The organism is Streptomyces hilarionis, assembly GCF_024539675.1.
GTDB classification, from domain to species: Bacteria; Actinomycetota; Actinomycetes; order Streptomycetales; family Streptomycetaceae; genus Streptomyces; species Streptomyces hilarionis.
The window spans coordinates 1-2,998 of the sequence record NZ_JAHHIT010000320.1 but is presented as its reverse complement, the minus strand read 5'-3'; the positions used below and the strand labels follow the sequence as shown (position 1 = coordinate 2,998).

The following is a 2,998-nucleotide window of genomic DNA, read 5'->3' as shown; positions in this document are numbered from 1 at the left end:
GGGTGGGCGGGGGGCGGCGGGCGCAGACGACGACGTCGGCGCCGGCGCGGGCGAGGGCGCGGGCGATGCCGGCGCCGACGCCGCGGGTGCCTCCGGTGACGACGGCGACCTTTCCGTTCAGCTCCATTCGCTGCTACCTTCCACCTAACAAACGTTTGGTGGAAAGGTAGCTGATGCTTCCATGGGTGTCTCCACCTCGTCCCCGGAAAAGGGGATTTCGCTGGTCGTCGTCGACTATCCGCCGGTGAACGCGCTGCCGGTGGCCGGCTGGTTCGCGCTGGCGGACGCGGTGCGCGCGGCCGGCCGTGATCCGGGGACTCGGTGCGTGGTGCTCGCGGCCGCGGGGCGCGGGTTCAACGCGGGGGTCGACATCAAGGAGATCCAGGCGGGGGGCGGGCCGGCGCTGGTGGGCGCCAACCGCGGCTGCTTCGAGGCCTTCGCGGCGGTGTACGAGTGCGAGGTCCCCGTGGTGGCGGCGGTGCGGGGCTTCTGTCTGGGCGGCGGGATCGGTCTGGTGGGCAACGCGGACGTGATCGTGGCGAGCGAGGACGCCGTGTTCGGGCTGCCCGAGCTGGACCGGGGCGCGCTGGGCGCGGCCACGCATCTGGCCCGGCTGGTGCCCGGGCATCTGCTGCGGACCCTGTACTTCACGGCGCGCACGGTCTCGGCGGCCGAGCTGCACGCGCACGGCTCGGTGTGGCGGGTGGCTCCCCCGGACGAGCTGGAGGGGGCCGCGCTGGAGGTGGCCGGGGAGATCGCCGCGAAGGACGGCGAGCTGCTGCGGCTGGCGAAGGCGGCGCTCAACGGCATCGACCCCGTCGACGTGCGCCGGAGTTACCGCTTCGAGCAGGGCTTCACCTATGAGGCGAGCGTCGGCGGGGTCGCCGACCGGGTGCGCGACACGTTCGGCTCGACCGCCGGCGGGAGGGGCTCGGGTGAGTGACAAGACGATGAGCGCGGACGAGGCCGTCTCCCGTCTGGAGAGCGGCATGACCGTCGGCATCGGCGGCTGGGGTTCGCGGCGTAAGCCGATGGCCCTGGTGCGGGCGCTGCTGCGTTCGCCGGTCACCGACCTCACGGTGGTCTCGTACGGCGGCCCGGACGTCGGCATGCTGGCGGCGGCGGGGCGGATCCGCAGGCTGGTCGCCGCGTTCGCCACCCTGGACTCGATCCCCCTGGAGCCGCACTACCGGGCGGCCCGTGAGCGGGGGGCGTTCGCGCTGACGGAGGTGGACGAGGCGATGTTCCTGTGGGGGCTGCGGGCGGCCGCGCACCGGCTGCCTTTTCTGCCGGTGCGCGCGGGTCTCGGCTCGGACGTGATGCGGGTCAACCCCGGGCTGCGGACGGTGACGTCGCCGTACGAGGACGGGGAGACGTTCGTGGCCATGCCGGCGCTGCGGCTGGACGCGGCCCTGGTGCACGTCAACCGGGCCGACCGGCGGGGCAACGGACAGTACCTGGGCCCGGACCCGTACTTCGACGATCTCTTCTGCGAGGCCGCGGACGCGGCGTACGTGAGCTGCGAGCGGATCGTCGACACGGCGGAGCTGACGAAGGCGGGGCCGCCGCAGTCGCTGCTGATCAAGCGGCACACGGTGACGGGGGTCGTCGAGGCGCCCCAGGGGGCGCACTTCACGTCCTGCGCCCCTGACTACGGGCGGGACGAGGCGTTCCAGAGGCGGTACGCGACGACCCCGTGGCCGGAGTTCGCGGCCCGGTTCCTCGCGGGGGACGAGCAGGCGTACCGGGCGGCGGCCGGGGAGGCGACATGAGCGCGGTGACGCGGGCGGAGTACTGCGTCGTGGCCTGTGCGGAGGCGTGGCGGGGGGCGGGTGAGATCCTGGCGAGCCCGATGGGCGTGATCCCCTCGGTCGGCGCGCGGCTGGCCCGGCGCACGTTCTCGCCGGAGCTGCTGCTGACCGACGGCGAGGCGCTGCTCGTCGGCGTGGACGGCACGGTGGAGGGCTGGCTGCCCTACCGCCTGCATCTGGAGCTGGTCACCGGGGGCAGGCGGCACGTGATGATGGGCGCGAGCCAGATCGACCGGTTCGGCAACCAGAACATCTCCTGCATCGGCGACTGGGCGCGGCCGGTGCGCCAGTTGCTGGGCGTGCGGGGTGCGCCGGTCAACACGTTGAACAATCCGACCAGTTACTGGGTGCCCCGGCATTCGCGGCGGGTGTTCGTGGAGAAGGTCGACATGGTGTGCGGGGTGGGGTACGACCGCGCGGGCGGCGCGCGGCATCACCGCATCCCGCGGGTGGTGTCCGACCTCGGCGTCTTCGACTTCGCGACTCCCGACCGCTCGATGCGGCTGGCGTCGCTGCATCCGGGGGTGAGCGTCGGGGAGGTCCGCGAGGCGACGGGGTTCGAGCTGGCGGTCCCGGCGGAGGTGCCGTACACGCGGGAGCCGACGGCCGCGGAGCTGCGGCTGATCCGCGAGGTGATCGATCCGGACGGGACCCGCGCGCGGGAGGTCGCGAGCTGATGGAGACGGCACTGACCCGGCTGGTCGGGGTGCGTCACCCGGTCGTGCAGACCGGGATGGGGTGGGTGGCGGGGCCGCGTCTGGTGTCGGCGGCGGCGAACGCGGGGGCGCTGGGCGTGCTGGCCTCCGCCACGATGACCCTGGACCAGCTGCGGGCGGCGGTGCGGGAGGTGCGGGCGCGCACGGACGCGCCGTTCGGCGTCAATCTGCGGGCCGACGCGGGGGACGCCGGCGAGCGGGTGCGGATCGTCGTCGAGGAGGGGGTGCGGGTGGCGTCGTTCGCGCTCGCGCCCTCGCGTGAGCTGATCGCCGAGCTCAAGGCGGCCGGCGTCGTGGTGATCCCGTCGGTCGGCGCGCGCCGGCACGCCGAGAAGGTCGCCGCGTGGGGCGCGGACGCGGTGATCGTGCAGGGCGGCGAGGGCGGCGGGCATACCGGTGAGGTGGCCACGACGGTGCTGTTGCCGCAGGTGGTGGACGCGGTGGACGTCCCGGTGGTGGCGGCGGGCGGGT

At 74.1% G+C, this 2,998-nt stretch carries 5 protein-coding genes; 4 read left to right on the top strand and 1 reads right to left on the bottom strand.

Going from position 1 to position 2,998, the window contains the following annotated elements:
- The coding region (locus KMS84_RS38305; protein ID WP_256921172.1) for an SDR family NAD(P)-dependent oxidoreductase at positions 1–127 on the bottom strand (127 nt) is incomplete at its 3' end.
- Between the two features lie 54 nt (positions 128–181).
- Here KMS84_RS38305 and KMS84_RS38300 point away from each other — a divergent pair.
- The 4 genes from KMS84_RS38300 to KMS84_RS38285 form a co-directional block, all read left to right on the top strand.
- Positions 182–943, top strand: a complete 762-nt coding sequence (locus KMS84_RS38300) for an enoyl-CoA hydratase family protein (RefSeq protein WP_256921171.1) — start codon at positions 182–184, stop codon at positions 941–943.
- Positions 936–1,772, top strand: a complete 837-nt coding sequence (locus KMS84_RS38295; RefSeq protein WP_256921170.1) for a CoA transferase subunit A — start codon at positions 936–938, stop codon at positions 1,770–1,772. Before KMS84_RS38300 ends, KMS84_RS38295 begins: the two co-directional genes overlap by 8 nt.
- A complete protein-coding gene (locus KMS84_RS38290; RefSeq protein ID WP_256921169.1) occupies positions 1,769–2,488 on the top strand; it encodes a CoA-transferase subunit beta in 720 nt (239 codons plus the stop codon). Before KMS84_RS38295 ends, KMS84_RS38290 begins: the two co-directional genes overlap by 4 nt.
- Positions 2,488–2,998: NAD(P)H-dependent flavin oxidoreductase (locus tag KMS84_RS38285; protein WP_256921168.1), on the top strand; the 511-nt coding region annotated here is incomplete at its 3' end. The genes KMS84_RS38290 and KMS84_RS38285, both read left to right, overlap by 1 nt.

Bases quoted from the DNA above. Each gene is read 5' to 3' on its own strand.
- KMS84_RS38300 (WP_256921171.1), top strand. From the start codon at position 182: ATGGGTGTCTCCACCTCGTCCCCGGAAAAGGGGATTTCGCTGGTCGTC.
- KMS84_RS38290 (WP_256921169.1), top strand. From the start codon at position 1,769: ATGAGCGCGGTGACGCGGGCGGAGTACTGCGTCGTGGCCTGTGCGGAG.